This window comes from Solibacillus isronensis, from assembly GCF_023715405.1.
Taxonomy (GTDB): Bacteria; Bacillota; Bacilli; order Bacillales_A; family Planococcaceae; genus Solibacillus; species Solibacillus isronensis_B.
Map to the genome: position 1 here is coordinate 1 of NZ_JAMBOC010000058.1, position 244 is coordinate 244.

The window sequence follows — 244 nt, forward strand, 5'->3', positions numbered from 1 at the left end:
TTGCTGTTCAGTTTTGAAGGTTTATGATGAATTTTATATACTTCTAAGAGGGCCTATAGCTCAGCTGGTTAGAGCGCACGCCTGATAAGCGTGAGGTCGATGGTTCGAGTCCATTTAGGCCCACCATATAAATTCTTTATATAACCTCTTAATACTAATATTGGGGCCTTAGCTCAGCTGGGAGAGCGCCTGCCTTGCACGCAGGAGGTCAGCGGTTCGATCCCGCTAGGCTCCACCAATTTTA

Annotated in this window: 2 tRNA genes; both read left to right on the forward strand. The window is 46.3% G+C overall.

Annotated elements, in window-relative coordinates:
- Positions 1 to 49: 49 nt before the first annotated feature.
- Positions 50 to 126: transfer RNA gene (locus tag M3166_RS19250), tRNA-Ile, on the forward strand.
- Between the two features lie 36 nt (positions 127 to 162).
- Positions 163 to 238 (forward strand) — tRNA-Ala (locus M3166_RS19255).
- Positions 239 to 244: the final 6 nt, after the last annotated feature.